The sequence below is a fragment of the Pseudomonas sp. 3MAES_34.3B genome (assembly GCF_058145875.1).
Genome location: NZ_CM176960.1, coordinates 204,085 through 228,950, shown reverse-complemented (window position 1 = coordinate 228,950; position 24,866 = coordinate 204,085). Strand labels below are relative to the sequence as shown.

General features: G+C 62.4%; 23 protein-coding genes. 8 read left to right on the top strand and 15 right to left on the bottom strand.

The features are described from left to right. Positions 1-34: 34 nt before the first annotated feature. Together AC3Z8Y_RS01015 and AC3Z8Y_RS01010 are read left to right on the top strand one after the other, a co-directional pair. A complete protein-coding gene (locus AC3Z8Y_RS01015; protein WP_490088081.1) occupies positions 35-1,405 on the top strand; it encodes a DUF2868 domain-containing protein in 1,371 nt (456 codons plus the stop codon). Beyond that, entirely contained in the window at positions 1,398-2,771 is a 1,374-nt protein-coding gene (locus tag AC3Z8Y_RS01010; RefSeq protein ID WP_490088080.1) for a GTPase/DUF3482 domain-containing protein, read from the top strand. Before AC3Z8Y_RS01015 ends, AC3Z8Y_RS01010 begins: the two co-directional genes overlap by 8 nt. Here the strand turns inward: AC3Z8Y_RS01010 and AC3Z8Y_RS01005 are convergent. After that, positions 2,738-5,017: a heavy metal translocating P-type ATPase gene (locus AC3Z8Y_RS01005; RefSeq protein WP_490088079.1), complete on the bottom strand. Its 2,280-nt coding sequence runs from the start codon at positions 5,015-5,017 to the stop codon at positions 2,738-2,740. The two genes, AC3Z8Y_RS01010 and AC3Z8Y_RS01005, sit on opposite strands and share 34 nt — an antisense overlap. Positions 5,018-5,095: 78 nt before the next feature. Here AC3Z8Y_RS01005 and cadR point away from each other — a divergent pair, with 78 nt between their 5' ends. Next, positions 5,096-5,545 carry a Cd(II)/Pb(II)-responsive transcriptional regulator gene (gene cadR, locus AC3Z8Y_RS01000; RefSeq protein WP_490088078.1) on the top strand — a complete coding sequence of 150 codons (450 nt, stop codon included), beginning with the start codon at positions 5,096-5,098 and terminating at the stop codon, positions 5,543-5,545. A gap of 188 nt (positions 5,546-5,733) precedes the next feature. On the opposite strand, the gene AC3Z8Y_RS00995 is transcribed toward cadR, so the two are convergent. Genes AC3Z8Y_RS00995 through AC3Z8Y_RS00985 form a run of 3 tightly spaced genes read right to left on the bottom strand, consistent with a single transcriptional unit; the run spans position 5,734 to position 8,353 of the window. After that, a complete protein-coding gene (locus AC3Z8Y_RS00995) occupies positions 5,734-6,705 on the bottom strand; it encodes a thymidylate synthase (RefSeq protein WP_490088077.1) in 972 nt (323 codons plus the stop codon). A 42-nt stretch (positions 6,706-6,747) separates the two neighbouring features. Beyond that, a complete protein-coding gene (gene lgt / locus AC3Z8Y_RS00990; RefSeq protein ID WP_181113779.1) occupies positions 6,748-7,557 on the bottom strand; it encodes a prolipoprotein diacylglyceryl transferase in 810 nt (269 codons plus the stop codon). 13 nt (positions 7,558-7,570) lie between these two features. After that, positions 7,571-8,353 carry a sulfite exporter TauE/SafE family protein gene (locus AC3Z8Y_RS00985; protein WP_490088076.1) on the bottom strand — a complete coding sequence of 261 codons (783 nt, stop codon included), beginning with the start codon at positions 8,351-8,353 and terminating at the stop codon, positions 7,571-7,573. A 119-nt stretch (positions 8,354-8,472) separates the two neighbouring features. On the opposite strand from AC3Z8Y_RS00985, the gene AC3Z8Y_RS00980 reads away from it, so the two are divergent. Then, positions 8,473-9,222, top strand: a complete 750-nt coding sequence (locus tag AC3Z8Y_RS00980) for an NRDE family protein (RefSeq protein ID WP_490088075.1) — start codon at positions 8,473-8,475, stop codon at positions 9,220-9,222. 51 nt (positions 9,223-9,273) lie between these two features. Here AC3Z8Y_RS00980 and ptsP read toward each other — a convergent pair whose 3' ends face one another. Both ptsP and AC3Z8Y_RS00970 read right to left on the bottom strand, forming a co-directional pair. Then, complete coding sequence (ptsP, locus tag AC3Z8Y_RS00975; protein ID WP_181113785.1) at positions 9,274-11,553, bottom strand: phosphoenolpyruvate--protein phosphotransferase; 2,280 nt, start codon at positions 11,551-11,553, stop codon at positions 9,274-9,276. A gap of 22 nt (positions 11,554-11,575) precedes the next feature. Next, a complete protein-coding gene (locus AC3Z8Y_RS00970; RefSeq protein ID WP_181113787.1) occupies positions 11,576-12,055 on the bottom strand; it encodes an RNA pyrophosphohydrolase in 480 nt (159 codons plus the stop codon). A gap of 140 nt (positions 12,056-12,195) precedes the next feature. Here AC3Z8Y_RS00970 and AC3Z8Y_RS00965 point away from each other — a divergent pair, with 140 nt between their 5' ends. Continuing rightward, the gene (locus AC3Z8Y_RS00965; protein ID WP_490088074.1) at positions 12,196-12,852 is read left to right on the top strand and encodes a histidinol-phosphatase; all 657 of its coding nucleotides are present in this window, start codon (positions 12,196-12,198) and stop codon (positions 12,850-12,852) included. A gap of 37 nt (positions 12,853-12,889) precedes the next feature. Here AC3Z8Y_RS00965 and ilvA read toward each other — a convergent pair whose 3' ends face one another. Then, positions 12,890-14,404 carry a threonine ammonia-lyase, biosynthetic gene (gene ilvA / locus AC3Z8Y_RS00960; protein WP_490088073.1) on the bottom strand — a complete coding sequence of 505 codons (1,515 nt, stop codon included), beginning with the start codon at positions 14,402-14,404 and terminating at the stop codon, positions 12,890-12,892. 144 nt (positions 14,405-14,548) lie between these two features. Between ilvA and rpiA the strand changes: the two genes are divergently transcribed. Next, entirely contained in the window at positions 14,549-15,220 is a 672-nt protein-coding gene (rpiA, locus tag AC3Z8Y_RS00955; RefSeq protein WP_490088072.1) for a ribose-5-phosphate isomerase RpiA, read from the top strand. 3 nt (positions 15,221-15,223) lie between these two features. Here rpiA and AC3Z8Y_RS00950 read toward each other — a convergent pair whose 3' ends face one another. From AC3Z8Y_RS00950 to AC3Z8Y_RS00940, 3 genes are all read right to left on the bottom strand, one after another. After that, positions 15,224-16,135, bottom strand: a complete 912-nt coding sequence (locus AC3Z8Y_RS00950; RefSeq protein ID WP_490088071.1) for an SdiA-regulated domain-containing protein — start codon at positions 16,133-16,135, stop codon at positions 15,224-15,226. Between the two features lie 56 nt (positions 16,136-16,191). Next, positions 16,192-17,130: an SdiA-regulated domain-containing protein gene (locus AC3Z8Y_RS00945; RefSeq protein WP_490088070.1), complete on the bottom strand. Its 939-nt coding sequence runs from the start codon at positions 17,128-17,130 to the stop codon at positions 16,192-16,194. An 88-nt stretch (positions 17,131-17,218) separates the two neighbouring features. After that, the gene (locus AC3Z8Y_RS00940) at positions 17,219-17,884 is read right to left on the bottom strand and encodes a fumarylacetoacetate hydrolase family protein (RefSeq protein WP_490088069.1); all 666 of its coding nucleotides are present in this window, start codon (positions 17,882-17,884) and stop codon (positions 17,219-17,221) included. A 202-nt stretch (positions 17,885-18,086) separates the two neighbouring features. Here AC3Z8Y_RS00940 and serA point away from each other — a divergent pair, with 202 nt between their 5' ends. Then, positions 18,087-19,316 (top strand): phosphoglycerate dehydrogenase, encoded by a 1,230-nt coding sequence (gene serA / locus AC3Z8Y_RS00935; RefSeq protein WP_181113802.1) that lies wholly within the window; start codon positions 18,087-18,089, stop codon positions 19,314-19,316. 54 nt (positions 19,317-19,370) lie between these two features. Here serA and AC3Z8Y_RS00930 read toward each other — a convergent pair whose 3' ends face one another. Continuing rightward, positions 19,371-19,994 carry a 2OG-Fe(II) oxygenase gene (locus tag AC3Z8Y_RS00930; protein ID WP_490088068.1) on the bottom strand — a complete coding sequence of 208 codons (624 nt, stop codon included), beginning with the start codon at positions 19,992-19,994 and terminating at the stop codon, positions 19,371-19,373. Between the two features lie 137 nt (positions 19,995-20,131). Between AC3Z8Y_RS00930 and AC3Z8Y_RS00925 the strand changes: the two genes are divergently transcribed. After that, positions 20,132-20,866 carry a hypothetical protein gene (locus AC3Z8Y_RS00925; RefSeq protein WP_490088067.1) on the top strand — a complete coding sequence of 245 codons (735 nt, stop codon included), beginning with the start codon at positions 20,132-20,134 and terminating at the stop codon, positions 20,864-20,866. 14 nt (positions 20,867-20,880) lie between these two features. Here AC3Z8Y_RS00925 and bipL read toward each other — a convergent pair whose 3' ends face one another. From bipL to potA, 4 genes are all read right to left on the bottom strand, one after another. Further along, the gene (bipL, locus tag AC3Z8Y_RS00920) at positions 20,881-21,819 is read right to left on the bottom strand and encodes a phospholipase BipL (RefSeq protein WP_490088066.1); all 939 of its coding nucleotides are present in this window, start codon (positions 21,817-21,819) and stop codon (positions 20,881-20,883) included. Between the two features lie 73 nt (positions 21,820-21,892). Next, entirely contained in the window at positions 21,893-22,789 is an 897-nt protein-coding gene (locus tag AC3Z8Y_RS00915) for an ABC transporter permease subunit (protein ID WP_490088065.1), read from the bottom strand. Further along, complete coding sequence (locus tag AC3Z8Y_RS00910; RefSeq protein ID WP_181113984.1) at positions 22,786-23,667, bottom strand: ABC transporter permease subunit; 882 nt, start codon at positions 23,665-23,667, stop codon at positions 22,786-22,788. Before AC3Z8Y_RS00910 ends, AC3Z8Y_RS00915 begins: the two co-directional genes overlap by 4 nt. Positions 23,668-23,699: 32 nt before the next feature. Next, positions 23,700-24,842: a polyamine ABC transporter ATP-binding protein gene (gene potA / locus AC3Z8Y_RS00905; protein WP_490088064.1), complete on the bottom strand. Its 1,143-nt coding sequence runs from the start codon at positions 24,840-24,842 to the stop codon at positions 23,700-23,702. Positions 24,843-24,866 lie beyond the last annotated feature (24 nt).

Below are 24,866 nucleotides of genomic sequence, written 5' to 3'. Positions count from 1 at the left end.
ATGCTCTGCCCCTAACCGCTTTACAGGAGTGTGCGTGAATACACTGGACACCCTTTGGCTGGCCGAGGCCATCAGCCTGCGCGAGCGGGAAACCGGCCCACTGGAGGACAGCGAAGCCAACCGGCAGGCTCGCCAGGCCGGCGCGGATTTCCCCAGCCGTTGGCAGTCGCGCGCCCTTTGGCTGGCCGAGCGCGACGGCTTGGTGAGCGCCTTGCAACATTGGAAACACGGTGCGCGGCTGGGCTTGCTGGCCCTTGCTGCCTTGGCGGTAATCAGCGGTATCGGCATGGCAGGCGCAGCCCTTGCTGGCGCGCCCCGGCCGGTCAACGTTTTCTGGGCAACGGGAAGCCTGCTGGGGCTGAACCTGCTGCTATTGGCAGGCTGGCTACTGGGCCTGGTAGCCGGGGGTGATCAAAGCTCCTGGCTGGGCCGCGCCTGGCTGAGCATTACCCAGCGCCTCGCGCGCGATGCAAAAGCGGCCCATCTTGGCGCCGCATTGCTGGTGTTGCTGCATCGCGGTCGGCTGAACCGGTGGTTGTTTGGCGCGGTGATCAATGGGCTATGGGCCCTCTGCATGCTCGCCACCTTGACGACACTCATGCTGATGTTCGCCGCGCGCCGCTACGATTTCGTATGGGAAACCACGTTGCTGCACAGCGATGCCTTCGTAAGCCTGACTGTTCTGCTTGGTAGCCTTCCAGCCTGGCTGGGCTTTCCCGTGCCCGATCCTGAACTCGTTCGCGCCAGCGGTAATGGCCCGGCCGCCTTCGATGGTGCCCGACAGGCTTGGGCAGGCTGGCTGATGGGTGTGGTCGTCTGTTACGGGCTACTGCCGCGCGCATTGCTCTCCCTCGCTTGCTGGGTAGGCTGGCGACGGGGCGTTGCCCGCCTGGCGCCTGAGCTGGACACCCCCGAGGCGCTCGCCCTGCGGGAACGGCTGATGCCCTCTGCCGAGCCGCTGGGCGTAACCGACCTGCCAGCCGAGCCCGGCTGGGTGACGGCGGCTCCGATGCAGGTAAGCCTGGGCAGCGGAAGCGTGATAGCCGGCATCGAGCTGGATGGCGATTTGCCTTGGCCTCCTGTGGCCGGAACCCCCATGCGCGATGCCGGCATCCTTGATGACCGGGCGTCCCGCCAGCGCCTGCTGGAGGCGTTGGCAGCACAACCGGCTGAGCGCTTGCTCCTGGTGTGCGACCCCCGCCGCTCGCCTGACCGGGGCACGCGGGCGCTGCTTTCGGAGCTTGCGCGCAACGCCCACGAGACCCGCGTGTGGTTGATATCACCGCCCTCGGGCGAGGCGTGCAGCCCCTCACGGTTGGCCGCGTGGCAAGAGGCACTGGATGATCTGAATTTGCCAAGGGAGCTCAGTTTCCCATCTGGCTGGCTGGAGCCTGCTGATGCCTGATCCATTGAAGCTTGCCGTGGTAGGGCACACGAATGTCGGTAAAACGTCCTTGCTGCGCACGCTTACCCGCGATGTGGCGTTCGGCGAAGTCTCAGACCGCCCTGGCACCACTCGCCATGTGGAAGGCGCACGCTTGTCGGTAGACGGCGAAGCCCTGATGGAGCTGTACGACACACCGGGCCTGGAAGATGCCGTGGCCCTGCTTGAATACCTGGAGCGCCTGGGTGGCGGGATTATCCGCCTCGATGGGCCCGGGCGTATCGAAGCCTTCCTGGGTTCGGCCGAGGCACGCCAGCGCTTCGAGCAGGAGGCAAAGGTTGTGCGTCAACTCAGCGCCTCGGATGCCGGCCTGTATGTAATCGATGCCCGCGAGCCCATTCTGGCCAAATACCGGGACGAACTGCAGATCCTGGCCAGTTGCGGCAAACCTCTGCTCCCGGTGCTTAATTTTGTCAGTGCCCCCAATGCGCGCCGCGATGATTGGCAGGTTGCCCTTGCCCGGCTGGGCTTACACGCCCAGGTTGCGTTTGATAGCGTGGCGCCGCCAGACGACGGCGAGCGGCGCCTGTATGAGAGCCTGGCATTGCTGATCGAGCGAGCACGGCCCGCGTTGGAGCGTCTTGTAGCCGATCTCCAGGCACAACATGCACGGCGGCTGAAGGCCGGTCGCACGCTGGTCGCCGACCTGCTGGTCGATTGCGCGGCGGCGCGCCGACGGGTACCGCCTGATAATCAGGAGTCGGAAATCGAAGCGCTTCGCCAGCAGGTGCGCGATCGAGAGCAGGTGTGCGTCGTCGCCCTGCTGAAGCTGTTCGGCTTCCGTGCGCAGGATGCAGCTGCCGCAAGCCTGCCGTTGCTGGACGGCCGCTGGGGTGATGACGTGTTCAACCCCGAAACGCTGCGCCAAATGGGTATCAAGCTGGGCGGCGGAATGGCGGCAGGCGCTGCGGCAGGTGCAGGGGTAGACCTGATGGCCGGCGGCATGACCCTGGGCCTGGCCGCTTTGGCCGGAGCTATCGCCGGCGGGGCGGTGCAAACGGCGAGAGGCTATGGTGGCCGCCTGATAGGCAAATGGCGGGGCGAGCAGGTACTTAGTGTGGATGACCCAGTGCTGCGGCTGCTTGCGCTTCGCCAGCATGCGTTGCTATTGGCGCTTGCCCGTCGCGGCCATGCGGCGCGGGAACCGTTGCAACTACCGGATCAGGATCCGGAACACTGGCGCCAGGGCCGCCTGCCCGCCGCGCTCAAGCGCGCCCGCGCCCATCCGGAGTGGTCCAGCTTGAACTCGGCCCTGCGCAAGAAGCGAGGCGCATCGAGCCAGGCAGAGCGAGATCATGTGGTAGCCGAACTGGCGGATGCGCTTTGATTGGGCCTCAGCAGCCGCAGCCCGTTGAACACTACCAACAGGCTTACGCCCATATCGGCGAATACCGCCATCCACAGCGTTGCCATACCCAGGAAAGTAAGGGCCAGGAACACGGCCTTGATTCCGAGCGCCAGTGCGATGTTCTGGATCAACAGGCGCCGTGTGCGCCGCGACAAAGCTATGAATTCGCCGACCTTGCGCAAGTCATCGTCCATCAGGGCCACGTCGGCGGTCTCGATTGCCGTATGTGAGCCGGCCGCCCCCATGGCGAAACCAATGTGCGCACGGGCCAACGCGGGCGCGTCATTGATACCGTCGCCCACCATGCCCACCACATGGCCCTTGCTGGCGAGGGCTTCGATGGCCTGCAACTTGTCCTCGGGCAGCAGGTTGCCACGGGCCTCATCGATGCCAACCTGAGCCGCGATCGCCGCAGCCGCAGCCTGGTTGTCCCCACTGAGCATGAGCGTTTTCACACCAAAACCGTGCAGGTGGGCAATGGCCGCAACGCTGGTGACCCGCAATGTATCGGCAACCGCGAACACGGCGAGGGGTTGGCCGGCATCGCATAGCACGACAACGCTTTTGCCTTGCTGCTCCAGGCCCGCCAGGGTGATCTCAAGCGCTTCATCGCACAGCCCTTGCTCTTCAACCAGCCGGTGGTTGCCCAAGGTGTACAACGTATCGCCTACCCGCCCGCGGCTGCCCCGGCCGGGCAAAGCCTCGAATTCGGCGACCTCGCTTTCACCGATGTTTCCGAGGCCAACCGCCAGCGCCTTCGATACCGGATGGTCGGACCTCCAGGCCAGGCTTGCTGCAATAGCATTGAGATGCGAAGCATCGCCATGCAGAGGCAGAACGTCTGTAAGCTCAGGCGCTCCACGGGTAAGGGTGCCGGTTTTATCAAGGGCCAGCCATTGAAGGCCGTGAGCCATTTCCAGGTAGGCGCCACCCTTTACAAGAATCCCCCGCCGCGCTGCCGCCGCAAGCCCGCTGACCAAAGTGACTGGCGTGGAAATAACCAACGCGCAAGGGCATGCGACCACCAGCAACACCAGCGCCCGGTATGCCCACTCCAGCCACGTGCCAAGCCCGAGCAGAGGCGGAACCAGCCCTGTGGCGCAGGCCAGCACGATCACTGCGGGGGTGTAGATGCGCGAAAATCGGTCGACGAAACGCTGCGTTGGCGCACGGCTACCCTGGGCCTGCTCCACAACCCGCAGGATACGGCTGAGTGTCGAGTCGTTCGCCAGCTGGGTTGCGCGATACTCAAGCTCCCCTCCTTGGTTGACAGTGCCGGCGAACAGCGTGTCGCCGATGGTTTTATCCACAGGCAAGCTCTCGCCGGTAATTGGGGCTTGGTTCACCGTCGAGCGCCCCGCGGTGACTTCGCCGTCCAAGGCAATACGCTCTCCTGGCCGGGCTCGCAGCAGGCTACCGATTTCGATTGCAGCCACTGCGTTTGAGCGCCATTGACCGTCGGCCTCACGCACCGTGGCGGTGGCAGGCGCCAATTGCATCAGCGCCCCAATCGCGTTGCGGGCCCGCTCCAGAGAGCGTGCTTCGATACGCTCGGCGATGGCGAACAACACCATGACCATGGCTGCCTCAGGCCATTGCCCAATGACCGCGGCACCGGTTACGGCAATGCTCATCAGTGCATTGATGTTCAGGTTCAGCTGACGCAGCGCGATCCAGCCCTTGCGATACGTGCCAAGGCCGCTTGTGCAGATGGCGAACAACGCCAGCACGATAACCAGCCATGGCGGCCCTGCCTGATACAAGTGGCACAGTTCGGCTGCTGCTGCGGCGGCCAGCCCTGCAACCAGCGTGATACGGCCGCGTTTGCTGGGGGCGGGGGCTTGCGCTCCTTCTGCTTCAGCCTGCGCTAGCGGGACGGCCGTCATGCCTATTTCGGCGATCGCCGCCTCGATTGGCGCCGTATCCGGTAGGGAATGGCGCACGCCCAGTACCCTGTTGATCAGGTTGAATTCGAGCCCGTGCACACCGGCGACCGTGCCCAGGCGCTTCTGCAACAGCGTTTGCTCGGTGGGGCAATCCATGGCCTCAATGCGAAAACGGCTCCACGACCCCTCCCCTGCGCCATCGAAACTCACATGGCTTTGCTGTGGGTTTGCGTGGTCGTGGTGGTGATCGTGGTGACCATGGTCGTGCCCCGCCGTGTGGGTGCAGGGCGAAGTCGCGGGGTGGGCAGCGTCGCGCAGCGGCTCGGTACTACGGTCCATGGTTGGCTCCAGATATTGACTGTTGCTTAGTCAACACCCTGTAGCCACTATAGGGTCAAGCACTGTTGGGAGATCAGCATGAAGATCGGCGCGTTAGCCAAAGCCACCGACTGCCAGGTGGAGACTATCCGGTACTACGAACGGGAGAACCTGCTGCCCGCGCCCTCACGTACCGAAGGCAACTACCGCGAGTACACCCACGCCCATGTGGAGCGGCTGACGTTCATACGCAATTGCCGCACGCTCGACATGACGCTCGACGAAATCCGCGCCCTCCTCGCCCTGCGTGACAACGCCAGTGCGCCCTGTGCCAGCGTCAACGCGCTTGTAGATGAGCACATTGCGCACGTGCGAGCCCGGATCAACGGGCTGCTCGCGCTTGAAGCCCAATTGATTGCCCTGCGCGAACGCTGCCACGCCAGTGATACAACTTCACACTGCGGCATTCTCGAACAGCTGGAAGTGAACGGCGCGGTTGAATTGCCGACAGTGGAAGCGAGCCATGTGGGGCGTAGTCATGGGCATTGAGGTACCCCAAGATCCGGATTTCAAGTTCAACCATTTCGGGCACGACCTGTCGCCAGCGGATCAGCTGCGGGCAAGCCGGCGTGGCCCGGCCCGGCTGCTACAAACGCAGGTCCAGCACGGTAGCAGCACGTGTATTTAGTAACTTCTACCGCGCAGCAATGACCGACCGAGCCCGCATGGGCCTACGCTCACACCGCCATCGGCGCCGTGAGCGGCGGGTGGTGCTCGTACCCTTCCAGTGAAAAATCGCTCGGCTCGATCTTTTCCAGCCATTGCGGCGCATACACGCCAGTGTCGGCAAAGGCAGGTACGCGGTCGGAAATGACCAGCTTCGGCGCGGGTAGGGGCTCGCGGCGCATCTGCTCGTTGAGCATGTCCAGGTGGTTCACGTACACGTGGGCATCGCCTACGAAATAGGTCAGCCAGCGTGGCGTGTAGCCAGTGAGGCGGCCGAACAGCGACAGCATGGCAGCGCCTTCGGTGATGTTGAAGGGCGTGCCCAGGCCCAAGTCGTTCGAGCGGATATAAAGCGTAAGGGACAGCTCACGGGTTTGGGCATTGGGGTGGAACTGATACAGCAAGTGGCACGGCGGCAGGGCCATTTCGTCGAGCTGGGCGCAGTTCCAGCCATGGAACAGAATGCGCCGGCTTCCCGGGTCGTTCACGATGGTGTCCAGGCACTGGCGAACCTGATCGATGGCCTTGTACAGCACCACAAAGGCTTCGCCGCCTTCCTGATCCTCGGCAATGCTGCGATAGCCCTGGGCCAGGCAGGCCTCGATCGCGGCGCCGTTGCTCAGGGGCACCCGCTTGTAGGCGGGCCATTTACGCCACTGCACCCCGTAGATTTCGCCCAGGTCATCGGTGCCCTGGCGGAAGGGGTTGCTCAGCCACTGGCTGTTCTCGTTTGCGTTCTGGTCCCACACCTTGCACCCAAGGGCACGGAAATCCGCCGCGCTATTGGCACCTCGAAGGAACCCCACCATTTCGCCTACTGCCGACTTGAACGCCAGTTTGCGGGTGGTAATGGCTGGAAAACCATCCTTGAGGTCGAACTTCAGCATGGCCCCGGGCAGGCTGATGGTGTCCACGCCCGTGCGGTTGGCCTGGCGAGAGCCCTGCTGAATCACCTGGGCGACGAGATCGAGATATTGCTTCATGAGTATCCTGAATCAGGCGGGGCACAAGCCCCGCCAGCAAAATTAGGCGGTCTGCCGCGGGGCAGCATCGCGGTGGTAGGCGTACCAGATCAGGGCCGCGCCGCCGATGATCATAGGCAGGCATAGCACTTGCCCCATGGTGAGCCAGCCGAAGGCCAGGTAGCCCAGCTGGGCGTCCGGTACACGGACGAACTCCACCAGGAAGCGGAAGATGCCGTAGCACAGCGCGAACATGCCCGAGACGGCCATGGTCGGGCGCGGCTTGCTGGAGTAAAGCCACAGGATAACGAACAGCGCTACACCTTCCAGCGCGAACTGGTAGAGCTGCGACGGATGGCGCGGCAGCTGGGCAGGGTCACTGAACGGCGGGAAGATCATGGCCCAAGGCACGTCGGTGGGCTTGCCCCAAAGCTCGGCATTGATGAAGTTGCCGATGCGCCCTGCGCCCAGGCCCAACGGCACGAACGGCGCGATGAAGTCCATCAGCTGGAAGAAGGTCTTGTTGTTGCGCTTGCCGAACCACCAGGTGGACAGCATCACCCCGATCAAGCCGCCGTGGAAGGACATACCGCCTTTCCATACTTCGAAGATGAGTGCGGGATGGGCAATGTAGGCAGGTAGATCGTAAAACAACACATAACCCAGCCTGCCGCCGAGTATCACGCCCATGGCGACCCAGAACACCAGGTCCGAGAGTTTTTCGCGGTTCCAGGTAGGGTCGAACCGGCTCATCCGGCGTGGCGCCAACAGCCACGCGCTGCCAATGCCCACCAGGTACATCAAGCCGTACCAGTGAATCTTCAGCGGCCCCAGGCTTAGGGCAACGGGATCTATCTGCGGGTAAGGCAGCATCTTTATTCCTCGATCAAAGCAAAAAACTCAGGCCGACACTGAACAGCAGCAGGGCAAACAGCCGCTTGAGCAGCCGTGGTGAAAGCCGATGCGCCAGCGCCGCGCCGAAACGGGCGAACAGCATGCTGGTGATGGCAATGCCCACAAGTGCCGGCACATAAACGAACCCGAAACTATGCGCTGGCAGCAAAGGGTCGTGCCAGCCCAGCAAGATGAAACTTAGTGCACCCGAAAGCGCGATCGGCAAGCCGCAGGCCGACGAGGTAGCCACTGCCTGTTGCATGGGCACACTGCGCCAACTGAGGAAGGGCACCGTCAGCGAGCCGCCGCCAATGCCGAAAATCGCCGACGCCCAACCGATCACCACACCCGCCACGGTAAGCCCGGCCTTGCCGGGGACCTCTCGGCTGGCTTTCGGCTTATAGTCGATCGCCATCTGCAGGCTCACCAGCAGCGCGAACACGCCGATGATCTTCTGCAGGTGCGGCCCCTGGATCAGCGAGGCGGTTTTCGCGCCCAGCACGCTGCCGAGGATAATGCCGAGGGTCATCCACGCGAAGATGGGCCATCGCACCGCGCCACGCTTGTGGTGAGCACGGATGGCATTGAACGAGGTAAAGACGATGGTTGCCAGCGAGGTACCTACCGCCAGGTGTGTCAGCACATCAGGCGAAAAGCCCTGCAGGCCGAAACTGAACACCAGCACTGGCACGATGATAATGCCGCCGCCTACGCCGAACAGGCCCGCCAGCACACCGGCACAAGCCCCCAGGGCCAGGTAGAGCGCATATTCCATGTGAGTTCCCTCGAGCGAGGGCGCATGGTACCGGATCACCCCAGTGGGCTCCAGCTATCGCGATGGAAGCGAACCTTCGTTGGCGTGTACAGTTTCAGAAAAAGAGGACCCCTCGCCCTATGTGCCTGATTGTATTTGCGTGGCGGCCTGGCCACGAGCGCCCGCTTGTCGTTGCTGCCAACCGGGACGAATTCTATGCCCGCCCTACCGCGCCACTGGCCCAGTGGGCTGATGCGCCGGGAGTATTCGCAGGAAGGGACCTGGAGGCAGGAGGCACCTGGCTGGGCCTGGGGCCTGGCGGGCGATTCGCTGCGGTAACGAACATTCGCAGTGGCGGTGCCATGCCCGGCAAGCGCTCCCGGGGCGACCTGTGCGCAGCCTACTTGACCGGGGAACAATCCATGGATGCCTACGCCCGAGCGGTATGCAGCCGCGCCCGGGAGTATGCCGGCTTCAATCTGCTGCTGGGAGATGGCCAGCAGCTCTATTACCTGAACAGCGAAAGCACGGTGCCCGAAGCGCTTGCAGAGGGCGTGTACGGGCTATCCAACGCGGCACTGAACACGCCGTGGCCCAAGCTTATGAAAGCCCGCAAAGCCTTTGCCGCTCAGCTCGGCGGCCCTTCTGGCAACCTGCTCGAAGCGCTTGCCGACACCGCCCCAGCCCACGATGCCGAGCTTCCCGAAACCGGCGTGGGCCTGGTGACCGAGCGATTGCTGTCGAGCGTATTCATCGCCAGCCCCAGCTACGGCACTCGGGCCAGCACCGTCGTGATCGCACACGCGGATGGGCGTCGGGAAATAATAGAGCGAAGCTTCGGGCCAGGCGGCGGGCACTTGGGCGAAGTCGCGATCGAGGTGCCGCGATAGCCCTTCCAATAGGCTCCAGGCCAGGCCGATCAACGGCCCGGCCGCGGCGGGCTAGAGGCTTTTCGGGGCGGCCGGGTTGATCATACGCGCCAGGCCCTGATTCTTCAGCGCCAACTGCAGGGTGCTGTGAACCAGCTGCGGGTTGTCGATTTTCATCAACTGGGCCAGCAGTTCGCAGGATTTCTCATGGCTCACCTGGCGCAGCATCCACTTCACTTTCGGTAGGTTGGTGGCGTTCATCGACAAACTGTCGAAGCCCATGGCCATCAGCAAAACCGCTGCAGCAGGGTCACCGGCCATTTCGCCGCAGATGCTCACGGGCTTGCCCTCGGCATGCGCCTCGGTTACCACGTGTTGCAGGGCCTGTAGTACCGCCGGATGCAGGTAGTCGTAGAGGTCGGCCACGCGCGGGTTGTTACGGTCCACGGCCAGCAGGTACTGAGTAAGGTCGTTGGAGCCGACTGACAAAAAGTCTACTTGCCGGGCCAGGTCGCGGGTCTGGTAGACCGCCGCCGGAATTTCGACCATTACACCGATGGGCGGCATGGGCACATCGGTGCCTTCGTCACGCACCTCGCCCCAGGCACGGTGCAGCAGGTGCAAGGCTTCTTCAAGCTCGTGGGTACCTGAAATCATCGGCAAGAGAATGCGCAGGTTATTCAGCCCCTCGCTGGCCTTGAGCATCGCCCGGGCCTGCACCAGGAAAATCTCCGGGTGGTCCAGGGTTACGCGAATGCCACGCCAGCCAAGGAAGGGGTTCTCTTCCTTGATGGGGAAATAGGACAGCGACTTGTCGCCACCGATGTCCAGGCTGCGCATGGTGACCGGCAACGGATGGAAGGCCGCCAGTTGCTCACGATAAATGGCCAGCTGCTCTTTCTCGGACGGAAAGCGCTGGTTGATCATGAAGGGCACTTCGGTGCGGTACAGCCCAACACCTTCGGCGCCTCGCTGCTGGGCACGGGCAACATCGGCCAGCAGCCCGGTGTTCACCCAAAGCGGCATACGGTGGCCGTCGAGGGTTACGCAAGGCAGTTCCCGTAGCGCGTCCAGGCCCTTGGCCAGTTCCCGCTCTTCTTCCACCACTGCGGCGTATTGCTTGGTGAGGATCTCGCTAGGGTTGGTGAAGACCTCGCCGTGGTAGCCGTCGACGATCATCTGAATGCCGTCGACCTTCGAATACGGCAGGTCCACCAGGCCCATCACGGTAGGGATGCCCATGGCGCGCGCCAGGATCGCCACATGGGAGTTGCCCGAGCCCATGACGGAGATCAACCCGACCAGCTTGCCTTCCGGCACTTCGCCCAGCATCGCCGGGGACAGCTCTTCGCTGACCAGAATGGTGTTGTCCGGATACACCAGCGTTTGCTGCCGGGCTTGCTGAAGGTAGGCCAGCAACCGGCGGCCCAGATCTTTCACGTCTGCGGCGCGCTCGCGCAGATAGGCGTCGTCCATCAGCTCGAAACGGTTGACGTGCTCGCTGACCACCTGCCGCAGAGCGCCTTGTGCCCACTGGCCGGTCTTGATGACATTACGCACTTCGCTGCCCAGGGAGGCATCGTCGAGCATCATCAGGTACACATCGAAAAGGGCGCGCTCCTCTGGCCGCAGTTGGGTTGCGAGCTTCGCCGAGAGGGTGCGCATGTCGTTGCGCACGCCTTCAAGGGCGGTCTCGAACAACTGCATTTCGGCGTCCACGTCGGTCACCGTGCGGTCCGGAACCACCTCCAGGTCCGCTGGCGGCAGCACCACAACCGCGGTGCCCACGGCCGCGCCGGGCGAACCGGGCACACCTACGAAGCGCGCCTCCTGGGTACCCTTGCCCTGGCGCCCCAGCCCGCGAATGGAGCCGGTAGCCTCGGCATGGGCGATTACGCCGGCCAGCTGGGCGCTCATGGTCACGAGGAAGGCTTCTTCGCCCTCGTCGAATTGCCGGCGCTCCTTCTGCTGAATGACCAGCACGCCGACTACGCGGCGGTGATGGATGATCGGCGCGCCGAGGAAGGAGGCATAGCGCTCCTCGCCGGTTTCGGCGAAGTAGCGGTACCGGGGGTGATCGGCTGCGTTTTCGAGGTTAAGGGGTTCTTCACGGGTACCCACGAGGCCCACCAGGCCTTCGTTGGGGGCCATGCTGACGCGGCCGATGGAGCGCTTGTTCAGCCCTTCGGTCGCCATCAGCACAAAGCGATTGGTTTCGGGATCCAGCAGATACACCGAACATACCTGGCTGCTCATCGCCTCCTGTACGCGGATGACGATGATCCCCAACGCCGTTTTCAGATCCTTGGCGGAGTTGACTTCCTGGACGATCTTGCGCAGCGTATTGAGCATGGCTCGGGGTCGAACTCCGTCGTCAGTCGCGCGATAAGAGGCGTGGCGCCAATTCTTTCAAGGCCCGGCGATACACTTCCCGCTTGAACGTCACTACCTGCCCGAGCGGATACCAATAACTGACCCACCGCCAGCCGTCGAATTCCGGCTTGCCGGTTAGGTCCATCCGCACGCGCTGCTCGTTGCTCACAAGGCGCAGCAGGAACCACTTTTGCTTTTGCCCGATGCACAACGGCTGGCTGTGGGTACGCACCAGCCGCTGGGGTAGACGGTAGCGCAGCCAGCCGCGGGTGCAGGCAAGAATCTCCACGTCCTGGCGCTCAAGGCCCACTTCTTCATTCAACTCGCGATACAACGCCTGCTCCGGCGTTTCCTCGGGGTTGATACCGCCTTGGGGAAACTGCCAGGCATCCTGATTGATCCGGCGCGCCCATAGCACCTGGCCGGCATCATTGGTAAGAATGATGCCTACATTGGGGCGGAATCCATCGGGGTCGATCACGGCGGCAACCTCGCAAACGCATGTTCGGGCATTGTTCCACAAAGCCCGGCAGAGCAGCAACGAGGGTTATAGCGTTATGTGCAGCATTAATAAAAGGCCGTATTCTGTGAAGCATCTCCGCCGTTAATACGAGTGAATTCATGCGTCTGGCCCTTTTTGACCTCGATAACACGCTGCTAGGCGGCGACAGCGACCATGCCTGGGGCGATTACCTCTGCGCCAAGGGCATACTGGACCCGGTGGAATACAAGGCGCGCAACGACGCGTTCTATCAGGATTACCTGGCCGGCAAGCTGGATCTGCAGGCATACCTGAACTTCAGCCTGGAAATTCTCGCGGCCACCGAGCCAGCCCAGCTGAAGCAATGGCACGCCGCATTCATGCGCGACTGCGTGGAGCCGATCATCCTTCCCAAGGCACTGGCATTGCTCGAACAACATCGCCAGGCAGGCGACAAGCTGGTGATCATTACCGCGACCAACCGCTTCGTCACCGGCCCCATCGCCGAGCGCCTGGGGGTGGAAACCTTGCTGGCGACCGAATGCGAAATGGAGGGTGACCGTTATACCGGCCGCAGCATAGATGTGCCGTGCTTCCGTGAAGGGAAGGTCACGCGGCTGGAACGCTGGCTTACCGAAACCGGCCTCAGCCTCGAAGACAGCTACTTCTATAGCGACTCGATGAACGACATGCCGTTGCTTGAGCGCGTGGCACATCCGGTTGCCGTGGATCCGGACCCCGTGCTGCATGGCGAAGCGATGCGCCGGGGCTGGAAGGTGATTTCGCTGCGGGATTGATTACTGGGGGACGCGGAGGCCGCCCCCCGGTCCCACGCTACCCCAGAAACAGCTGATACGCGGGGTTGTCCGTTTCATCCCAGAACGGATACCCGATCTCTTCGAGCGCGGCATATACCTGATCGCGCTCGGCGACGGGCACCTGGAGCCCGGCCACCACTCGGCCATCCGCTGCGCCATGGTTGCGGTAGTGGAACATCGATATGTTCCAGCGCCCGCCCAACCGGTTGAGGAAGTTGAACAAGGCGCCTGGCCGCTCCGGGAACTCGAAGCGCAGCACCATTTCGTCACTCACTTTTACCGCGTGGCCGCCTACCATATGACGAATATGCAGCTTGGCCAGCTCGTTATCGGTCAGGTCCTGAACAGGGAAGCCCTGCGCGGCGAGGCTTGCGATCAACGCGGCGCGCGGGTCGGTTTCCGGGTGGGTTTGAACCCCTACGAATATGTGCGCCTCAGCGCCGGTGTGGTACCGGTAGTTGAATTCAGTGATCTGCCGCTTGCCCACCGCCTCGCAGAACGCCTTGAAGCTGCCCGGGCGTTCAGGAATGGTGACAGCGATGATCGCTTCTCTTCCTTCCCCCAACTCGGCGCGCTCGGCCACATGGCGCAGGCGGTCGAAGTTCACGTTGGCGCCGGAGTCGATCGCGATAAGGGTTTGCCCCGTCACGCCACGGTTTTCCACGTACTTCTTGATGCCAGCTACGCCTAGCGCCCCGGCTGGCTCGGTGATCGAGCGGGTATCGTCGTAGATATCCTTGATCGCAGCGCAGATTTCATCGCTACTGACGGTGATAACCTCGTCGACATAACGGCGGCAGATCTCGAAAGTATGTTCACCGATTTGTGCAACGGCCACGCCGTCCGCGAACAGCCCTACCTGAGGCAGCACCACTCGAGAGCCCGCTGCGAGGGCCGCCTGCAGGCAATTGGAGTCGTCAGGCTCTACGGCAATGATCTTGACCTCCGGGCGCAGGTATTTCACATAGGCCGCTATGCCGGAGATCAGCCCCCCGCCGCCCACTGGAACGAAGATCGCATCAAGAGGCCCCTGGTGCTGACGCAGAATCTCCATGGCGACCGTTCCCTGGCCGGCGATGGTGTCCGGGTCGTCGTAGGGATGGATGTACACATAGCCCTTTTCCTCTACCAGCTTGAGCGACCAGGCCAGGGCTTCGGGGAAGGAGTCACCATGCAGCACGACCTTGCCGCCGCGCGAGCGCACGCCTTCTACCTTGATCTCGGGCGTGGTCTTGGGCATCACGATCACGGCCTGCACGCCCATTTCGCGCGCCGCCAACGCCAGCCCTTGGGCATGGTTGCCCGCTGAAGCGGTGACCACACCACGGCTGCGCTCAGTGTCGGTGAGTTGCGAGAGCTTGTTGTAAGCCCCGCGCACCTTGAACGAGAACACCGGCTGCAGATCCTCGCGCTTGAGCAGCACATGGTTATGCAGCCGGCGAGACAGCTGATTGGCCGGTTGGAGCGGGGTTTCAACCGCCACGTCATAAACACGCGAGGTGAGAATCTTTTTAACGTACTGTTCGAGCATGGGCGCGCAGTCACTGCCAAAGAACCAGACCCGCGAGTCTACCCCACGGCTCTGCCCGCCCACCACATCGGGGCAAGGTTTCCGCCGCCCGTATGGCTATAATGCGGCCCCTTTTCGATCACCAGCCCCTTGCGGAGCGCCAGCATGACCCAGGATCAACTCAAACAGGCCGTGGCCCAGGCAGCCGTCGACCACATTTTGCCCAGCCTCACGGACAAGAGCATTGTCGGGGTGGGCACTGGGTCGACCGCCAACCTGTTCATCGATGCGCTTGCGCGCCACAAGGGGGCCTTCGACGGCGCCGTGGCCAGCTCCGAAGCGACCGCCGCGCGCCTGAAGGGGCACGGCATTCCGGTCTACGACCTCAACACCGTCGGGGAGCTGGAGTTTTACGTGGATGGCACCGATGAAAGCGACGAACGCCTGCACCTGATCAAGGGCGGTGGCGCGGCGCTTACTCGCGAAAAGATCGTGGCCGCGGTCGCTGGTCGCTTCATCTGTATTGCCGATGCCAGCAAACTGGTGCCGGTGCTCGGGCAGTTCCCGCTACCCGTAGAAGTAGTGCCCATGGCGCGCAGCCACGTCGCGCGCGAGCTGGTCAAGCTGGGCGGGGACCCGGTCTACCGTGACGGGGTGCTGACCGATAACGGCAATATCATCCTGGACGTGCACAACCTGCACATTACCGACCCGGTAAGCCTCGAAGCGAGCATCAACCAGATCGTCGGCGTGGTCACCAATGGCCTGTTCGCCGCCCGCCCCGCTGACTTGCTGCTGCTCGGCACGCCTGAAGGTGTGAAAACCTACACCCGCTGACCGTTACTGAGCGGGCCGGGGTTCGAAGCGATAGAAGAGGTTCGGCTCGCTGACCATGTACAAGATGCCTGCGGTGTCCATGGCAACGCCTTCGGGTTGAGGCACTGCGCGCTTCAGCCCGGCGGCCCCTTCGACCAGCGAAAGGCTGGCGATGGGCTTGCCATCGGGGTCCAGTTCTACCACCACCCGGGATTCATCGGAAACGATCAGCAGGTGCCCCCTGCCGGGATCGAACTGCAGGCTGGAAAGGTCTTTGACGAACATGGCGCGATCCCGCTGCCTGTTCTCTGACACGCTGATGGCCACAGGGCCATTACTCCCCAGCGGGAAACCGCTCACTTCATAAATACGCACCGGGTCCCTCTCCTTGGCCACATACAAGCGCTTGCTTGAAAGGTCATAGGCCAAGCCCTCGAAGCCCTTGTTGCCATTGAGCCCCAGGCCCAGGGCCAACTGATGGCCGCTTGCGATGTCCACGCTGGCCGTTGCGTCGCTGACTTCCACCTGTACCAGGCGCTGCTGGCGTTCGTCGCTTATCACGTAAGTGCCGGGCGCTATGTACTCCACGGCTTCCGGATCGGAAAAACCAATCAAGGCAATGCGCCGAAGTACGTCCCCGTTGAGAGACAGCTCTACCAGTTCGGGGGTTTTGTTGGTCACCGTAAACAGGGTGTTGCGATCCGGATCGTACGTCAGTGCCGAAACATCCCCGCTCAGCCCCTCGATGGGCTGCGCCTGAAGCGCGGCCTGATAATCCGCAAGCCCCAGCGCAGAGCGGCCAGGCGATAACCATTGGCTGATGGCGAACCACGCGCTGGCGGGCGCCCGGGAGAAGTAAACGGCACCGCCGCCAAGGGCGAGTATCAGCAGCAACAGGCCCAGGCGAACCGGGCGAGCGTTAAGGGAAAGGTACATGGGAGGCTTACCAGTGGAAGACCCCGACATGAAACCACAGCCCGCTGAACCCGGACTTAAGAGCCGCCCTGATTTTTCTTGAAGGCATAGAACAGGTTGGGCTCGCTGACCATGTACAAGGTGCCCTGCTCGTCCATGGCCACGCCTTCGGCGCGTGGGATGGTATTGGCAATGCCATTGAAGCCCCCAAGCAGTGCCATGAAACTCACTGGCTGACCGTTGTTGTCCGCTTCCATCAGCAGATGGGAATCGGCCGAAAGCAGCAGCAGGTGGCCCGTGCGGGGGTCTACGCTTACCGCGGACAGGTTACGCATGTCCATGGCGTTGTTAGGCACGAGCACCCGGTCTGGTACGAAGCTGCCGTTTTCGCCTTGCTTGAGGCTGAACAGTGTAGTCGGCCGCTCTTGCCCAACCAGCAGCCGCTGGTGGCGGGGATCCCAGGCCACGCCTTCGAACCCTTTGTTGGCACTGGGTGAAGTACCAAGGTCGATCTTCGGGAAATCCGCGTAATTCAGCGCCGTAGTGTTCGGTTCAACCTTGACCACGGTCACGGTATGCAAGCGTTCGTCGGTGATTGCCATCCGGCCATCTCCGAGCATGGCGACGCCTTCGGGGTTGCTCCAGCCAACGAGGGGCAATTTGCGCAGCACATCCCCTTGCAGCGTGAGCTGAACCAGGAAGGGGTGTTTGCCCATTACCGAATAAAGTGTGCGGCTGGCAGGGTCGTAAGTAAGGTCGGACGCTTCGTCGTCTTCCATGCCTGGCAGCGGCTTGGCATCGACGGTAGCGCGGTAGCCTGGCAGCCAGATCGCCTGCGCCTGGGCTGCTGGAGACGTCAACCGCTCCTTGAGCCACAGCAGCCCGCGGTCATCCCAGTGCAGGATGGCCGCTATGGTGTAGGCAATGGCAACCGCCGCAACGCCGATCAGCCACAGGCGCAGCCGCCGTGCCGAGCGGCGCGGTGTGGTAGCGGAAGGCAAGGCGGCTGTGGGCATGGGAATACCTGCGGTCAAGGCTGAAGGGCCAGCGCATTATCCGCACGCAATGTGAAAAAAATGGGAAACAGCCGCTCCGCCAACCGCTTCACACCACGTGGGTTTCCACCCGGATTGCGCCCGGCAATTCCAGTACGAGTTGGTCCCCGCTGGCCAGCGGCCCCACGCCCGCCGGGGTTCCAGTGAGAATTACATCACCGGCATGCAGCGAGAAGTGCGCGGCCATGTACTGGATCATCGGCACGATAGGGTTGAGCATGGAGGCGCTGCTGCCATCCTGCCGCACCTCGCCGTTGAGGGTGAGCCTTACGGGAATGTCCGTCAGGTCCTCGAAGGTGCTGGCCGCAACGAAAGGCGCCAGCACACAAGCGCCATCGAACGACTTGGCCAGCTCCCAGGGCAGCCCCTTTTCCTTGAGCTTGGCTTGCACATCACGCAGGGTCAGGTCCAGCGCCGGTGCAAAGCCTGAAATCGCGTCCAGTACTTCTTCCTCGCTGGGCTGAGTGGAAAGCGCCTTGCCCAGCAGTACCGCGATTTCGGTTTCGTAGTGTACCGAGCCTCGTTCGGCCGGGATCTTGAATCCGCCTGCTGCGGGCACCACACAGCTACCCGGCTTGATGAACAGCAGCGGCTCGGCCGGTACCGGGTTGTTCAACTCATGGGCGTGTTCGGCATAGTTGCGGCCGATACACACTACTTTCCCCAGGGGGAAATGAATGTGGGTACCGTCGGCGTACTGGTGCTGGTAGCTCATTATCGACACCTCGAAGGAACGCGGAAAAGTAAGCGAACCCGCGAGCCGCTCATGCGGCGCCTGAGCCATATTCACGTCTGGGGCGGGTTCCAGGGAAGGCGAACATGCTAGCATACGCCCCCGCTACAAGGCTGCAGATGGGCAGCCCGAGCGCAGCGGGCGTTCCTTTCCCTGCCATTTTTCCGGAACCAGGTTTAAGCAGATGAGCAAGACTTCTCTCGACAAGAGCAAGATCAAGTTCCTTCTTCTCGAAGGCGTACACCAAACCGCCGTGGACACGCTCAAGGCGGCCGGTTACACCAACATCGAGTATCACTCCAGTTCCCTGCCGGAAGCAGAGCTGAAGGAAAAGATCGCCGACGCCCACTTCATCGGCATCCGCTCGCGCACTCATCTGACCGAAGAGCTCTTCGACCGCGCGAAGAAGCTGGTAGCGGTCGGCTGCTTCTGCATCGGCACCAACCAGGTTGACCTCAACGCGGCCCGCGAGCGCGGCATTGCGGTGTTCAACGCGCCCTACTCCAATACCCGCTCGGTCGCCGAACTGGTATTGGCCGAAGCCATCCTGTTGCTTCGCGGCATTCCGGAAAAGAACGCCTCCTGCCACCGTGGCGGCTGGATCAAGAGCGCGGCCAACTCGTTCGAGATTCGCGGCAAGAAGCTCGGCATCGTCGGTTATGGCTCCATCGGTACCCAGCTGTCGGTCCTGGCCGAGGGCCTGGGCATGCAGGTGTTCTTCTACGACCCGCTGACCAAGCTGCCACTGGGTAACGCTACCCAGGTGCCTACGCTCAAGGAGCTGCTGGGCCTGGCAGACATCGTCTCGCTGCATGTGCCCGAACTGCCCTCCACCAAGTGGATGATCGGCGAAGAAGAAATCCGCGCGATGAAAAAGGGCGGCATCCTGATCAACGCAGCCCGTGGCACCGTGGTTCGCCTCGAGGCCCTGGCTGAAGCGATCAAGGACAAGCACCTGATCGGCGCCGCCATCGACGTGTTCCCGGTAGAGCCGCGCTCGAACGACGATATCTTCGAAAGCCCGCTGCGTGGCCTGGACAACGTGATCCTCACTCCGCACATCGGTGGTTCCACTGCCGAGGCGCAGGCAAACATCGGCCTGGAAGTGGCCGAAAAGCTGGTCAAATACAGCGACAACGGTACCTCGGTATCTTCGGTCAATTTCCCGGAAGTAGCCCTGCCGGCACACCCGGGCAAGCACCGCTTGCTGCACATCCACGAAAACATCCCGGGCGTGCTCAGCGAGATCAACAAGGTGTTCGCCGAGAACGGCATCAACATCTCTGGCCAGTTCCTGCAAACCAACGAAAAAGTTGGTTATGTGGTCATTGATGTGGACGCCGAGTATTCCGACCTGGCGCAAGCCAAGCTGCAGCACATCAAAGGCACCATCCGCAGCCGCGTGCTGTTCTAAGCGGCTCGGCCGCCTCGTTCGGGGCGGCCTTCACAGCCGGCAAAGGTTCGGGCCCTATAAAGGGCCCGAGCCACGGCGCCGGAACCAGCCCGTAAGTGACAAGCGCTCCCGCTGGGCCGGCAATACTTCATGAGGGATCTGGTCCGACAGGAACACCACCAGCGCGCCACCGGTGGGGACCACGTCGTGAATTCGCTCGCCTGGCAAGTAGAGGCGTAGCTGCCCGCCGTCTTCGGGCAACCAGGCCTGATTCAGGTACACAACGGTAGACACGCTGCGCCGGTCGTCGTCGCTGAAGCGGTCCAGATGGCGCAGGTAACAGGCACCGGGTGGATAGCAGGCGAAGTGGCTCTCGAAATCCTCAAGCCCGAGGAACAGAGACTGATTGAGGCTTTGCCGCAGGCTGTTCATCAGGCTCAGATAACGATCGACTGGCGCGCTCTGGCCTTGCTCGACCCACTCGATAGCGTCCCCACGGATGCCCTCTCGCACCTGTGCCGTCACACCGCGCCCTGTGGCCGCAGGCTTGAGCTGGCCGAGGCGGGCCCGCTCGAGGCAGTCTCGCGCCAGCTCCTCGGTAAGGGTGCTGGGAAGAAAAATATTCTGCTGCGACCAGCCGTGGCCGGCGAGGTCGGAAGCGATTCGGGCAAACAGCGGATGATCGAGAGAAATGTTCATGGCACATGGTAGCGACCCGCCGCATAAACCGACAGATCCCCCGCAAGAAACACGAGTTTCATCGGTCACCGCCTCGCCTCTCTCGACAAATGCCGCTGACGACACGGACAATAGCGCCCTGCCGACAGGAGTCCCTCATGCGTCGTTTTCTTTCCGTTGTGTTGATGTGCTGCGCCTTGCCGGCGTGGGCAGACATCCACGACGAGCTCTATAAGGCAGCCGGTTGGCCAGAGCAACGCGTGCACTTCACCGACGCGCTGCGCGCCGCACAGCAGCGCTATCAGAACAGCCTGCCGCCGGCAGTGTTCCAGGCATTGGTCAACAACAGCAATCAGCGCTTCGCCCCTCAGGCGGTAGACCAGCGTGCCGAAGGCAGCCTGCGGCAGGCACTGGCCAATCCACAACCCGCGCTGGCGTTCTTTCAATCTCCGTTAGGGCGCAAGATCGTTGCCGCTGAATTGCTGGCAACCCGCTCGGACCAGCTTGCCCGCAACGCGCAGGGCCTGCCCAAAATGCAGGCCAGTGATACCCGTCAGTTACTGATCGGCCACTTGGCCCGGGCGCTTCCGGCTCGCGAGGCCGGTGCCGAGGTGAGCCTGGCCATTGCCGGCGTCGCCGCCGACAGCCTCAGTTCCATGATTCCAGGTTTGCTGGGCGGCAGCTCGGCGCAAAGCCTGCTGGATGGGCAGCGCGAGCGCTTGCAGCAGCAAATTGGCGTAGACCTGGATAACACCCTGCTCTACGTTTATCGCGAACTGAGCGATCCGGAGCTGGAAGAATTCGTCGCCTTTGCTGAATCACCCGAGGGCCAGGCCTACTACAAAGCAGCGCTGGCGGCCGTGCGGGCGGGGCTGGCGGTAGGCGCGCGCTAACCTGGAAGCAGGCGCTACAAGTACCGCTCGATAAACCGCAGGTACTGCTCGCGAATGTGCACCGTTTCATTGGCCAGGTGATGGCGCGCCGAGGGGATGCGTAGTACTTCCGGTTGGCTGAATTTGCGCTCCAGTACTCGAAGGTTATATCGCCAATCCACCGTCATGTCCTGCTCACCCTGCACAATCAAGGGCGTGTGTTTGCAGGAGGGGGCGGCTTCGATGCGGTTGATCCACTCCACCAGTGCCCCGACCCACGCGGTGGGTAAGCGCAGCGGCTGCAGCGGATCGGCCTGAAGGAAGGGCAGAAACTCAGGGTCGTTGCTGTTTTCGCTGAACCGGCGCGCGATACCATCCACAAAAGGGCTGAGCACCCGGTAACTGAGCTTCGAGCGGGCCCATGCGCGCGGGCGCACCAACGGGGCCAGCAATATCAGGCGACCGTCGATGAGGCTTTCATCGCCGCGGTGCAAGGCATGGTCAATGACAATGGCACCGCCTGTGCTTTGGCCAAGCACATGCCAAGGCCTGGGCAGGTGCAAGCTCGTTGCTTGCGCCAGCAGGCCGTCGAGCGTTGACTGGTAGTGAGCGAAGTCTTCGATACTGGCGCGCGGGCCGCTCGACAGGCCATGCCCTGGCAGGTCGCAGGACACCACCGCAAGCCCGCACCCGAGTGCCCATTCGATCACATGGCGAAACAAGCCCATGTGGTCGTAAAAACCGTGCAGCAGCACCAGAGTGCCGCGGGGCTGCCGGGGTACCCATGCCTGGCACACCAGCTCGAACCCTTCAGCTTCGAAAAGGCCTAGATGTGTGTCGAACCGTACCGCGAAACCAGGAAGGTCGAGCCCGTAGAAACGCTGATACGCCACCCCCTGTTCACACAAGGGGCGGGCGTCGTTCAGCGAGGAAAGGCTGGCACGCAGCCGGTCGGGATGGAACGTCGAAGTCATGTGGGCTACCCGGTTATACGGGTAACCCTACCCCCTCTTCACGCCGACAAACAAGGCCTTGCTTGCTGGCGCCTCAGGCCGAAACGGCTTCGACGCTGGCGCGACGCGGATCTGGCTGGGACGAGTTGGCCACGGCGGCTTCCTCGATCGCTTGCTGGATAGCACGGCGACGGCGCTCTTCGGCACGGCGGCTGAAGAACCACACGAAGAAGGTAAAGATCGACACCACCAGCAGGATAAGGCTGGCAATGGCGTTGATCTCCGGCTTCACACCCAGGCGCACCTGAGAGAACACCTCCATCGGCAGCGTGGTGGAGCCAGGCCCCGCCACGAAGCTGGCCAGCACCAGGTCATCCAGCGACAAGGCGAAGGACATCATCCCGCCCGCCGCCAGTGACGGCGCGATCATTGGAATGGTGATCAACAGGAACACCTTCCACGGCCGCGCGCCAAGGTCCATCGCTGCTTCCTCGATGGACAGGTCCAGCTCGCGCAAGCGCGCCGACACCACCACTGCCACATAGGCCGCGCAGAAGGTGGTGTGAGCGATCCAGATGGTGGGTACGCCACGCTCCTGCGGCCAGCCGATCACTTGCGCCATTGCCACGAACAGCAGCAGCAGCGAGAGGCCGGTGATCACTTCAGGCATTACCAGCGGTGCGGTAACCAGGCCACCGAACAGGGTACGGCCCTTGAACCTTGCCACGCGGGTGAGCACGAACGCTGCCAGGGTGCCCAATATCACCGAAGAAATGGCCGTGTAGGTCGCGATCTCCAGCGAGCGGAACACCGCGCTCATCAGTTGATCGTTGTGCATCAGCCCCACGTACCACTTCACCGACCACCCGCCCCACACCGTTACCAGGCGCGAGGCGTTGAACGAGAAGATCACCAGGATCAGCATGGGCGCGTAGATGAAGATCAAGCCCGCCCACAGCATGAAGGTTGAAAATCGGAACCGGGAATTCATACCTTGCCCTCCATCTCTTTGGCCTGGCTGCGGTTGAAGAGAAGAATGGGCACGATCAACAGTGCCAGCATCACCACCGCCAGCGCCGAGGCTACGGGCCAGTCGCGGTTATTGAAGAACTCTTGCCACAGCACCTTACCGATCATCAAGGTTTCCGGGCCGCCAAGCAGTTCGGGGATCACGAACTCCCCCACAACAGGGATGAACACCAGCATGCAACCGGCAACGATGCCATTGCGTGAAAGCGGTACGGTGATTTTCCAGAAGTTGTTGAAGCGGCTGGAACCCAGGTCTGATGCGGCCTCTAGCAGGCTTTGATCATGCTTCACCAGGTTGGCGAACAGCGGCAGGATCATGAACGGCAGGTAGGAATACACCACGCCGATGTACACCGCCAGGTTGGTGTTCAGGATCTGCAAGGGCTGGTCGATCACGCCCAGGTACATCAGGAAGCCATTGAGCAAGCCATTGTTACTCAGCAGCCCCATCCAGGCGTACACCCGAATCAGGATGGCCGTCCAGGTCGGCATCATGATCAGCAGCAGCAACACGGTCTGGGTTTCCTTCTTGGCCACCGACATCGCGTAGGCCATCGGGTAACCGATCAGTACGCACAGCAAGGTGCTGAAGAACGCCATCTTCAACGAGCCCAGGTACGCCGAGAAATACAACTCGTCGTCGCCCAGCAGCAAGTAGTTGGCCAGGTTCAGCGCGATGTCGATCTTGCCTTCGGCGTACTGCCAGATATCGGTATACGGCGGAATGGCCACATCCGCTTCGGCAAAGCTGATCTTCAGAACGATGAAGAACGGCAACATGAAGAACAGGAACAGCCACAGGAACGGAATCCCGATGACCACTTGCCGGCCGCCCGGCATCCAGCGGTTATAGATACGCTTGAGCTTCTTGTTCATGACCGGAGCACCACGCCGCTGTCGTCTTCCCACCATACGAACACTTCGTCGTCCCAGGTCGGCCGCGCGCCACGGCGCTCCGCGTTGGCCACGAACGACTGCACGATCTTGCCGCTGGGCAGCTGGACGTGGAACACCGAGTGCCCGCCCAGGTAGGCGATGTCATGCACCTTGCCGCGCGACCAGTTGTGCTCAGTGGAGGGTTGCTCGACCGTAACCAGGAGCTTTTCCGGGCGGATCGCGTAGGTCACGCTCTTGTCCTGCGCGGCCGTACTCACACCGTGGCCCACGTAGATAGTGCGTTCCAGCTCAGGCGAGCTGATCAGTGCGTAGCCTTCCATGTCTTCGATGACTTCACCGTCGAACAGGTTGACGTTGCCGATGAATTCGCACACCAATCGGCTGGTCGGGGTTTCGTAGATATCCACAGGGCTGCCGATCTGAGCGATCCAGCCCAGGTGCATGATCGCGATGCGCTGGGCCATGGTCATGGCCTCTTCCTGGTCGTGGGTCACCATCACGCAGGTCACGCCTACGCGCTCGATGATTTCCACCAGCTCCAGTTGCATTTCCGAACGCAGCTTCTTGTCCAGCGCACCCATGGGCTCATCGAGCAGCAACAGCTTGGGCCGCTTGGCCAGGGAGCGGGCCAGTGCAACCCGCTGGCGCTGGCCGCCGGACAATTGATGCGGCTTGCGCCGGGCGTACTGGGTCATGTGCACCAGCTTGAGCATTTCGGCTACCCGGGCGTCGATCTCGGCGCTGGACATCCTGTCCTGCTTCAGGCCGAAGGCAATGTTCTGCGAAACGGTCATGTGCGGGAACAATGCATAGGACTGGAACATCATGTTGATGGGCCGCTTGTAGGGCGGCATGTCGGTGATGTCCTCGCCGTCGAGGAAAATCCGCCCTTCCGTAGGCCGTTCGAAGCCCGCGAGCATACGCAGCAGGGTCGACTTGCCCGAGCCCGATCCGCCCAGCAAGGCGAAGATTTCACCCTTGTGGATCTGCAGCGACACGTCGTCCACAGCGATCGTCTCGTCGAACTTTTTGGTTACCCGGTCGATCTTGACCAACACCTGCTTGGGGTGTTGGCCACCTTCGAGGGCTTTCTTATAGGCACTGGAGGCAACGGCCATCAACGAACTCCCAACTTTTTTCAC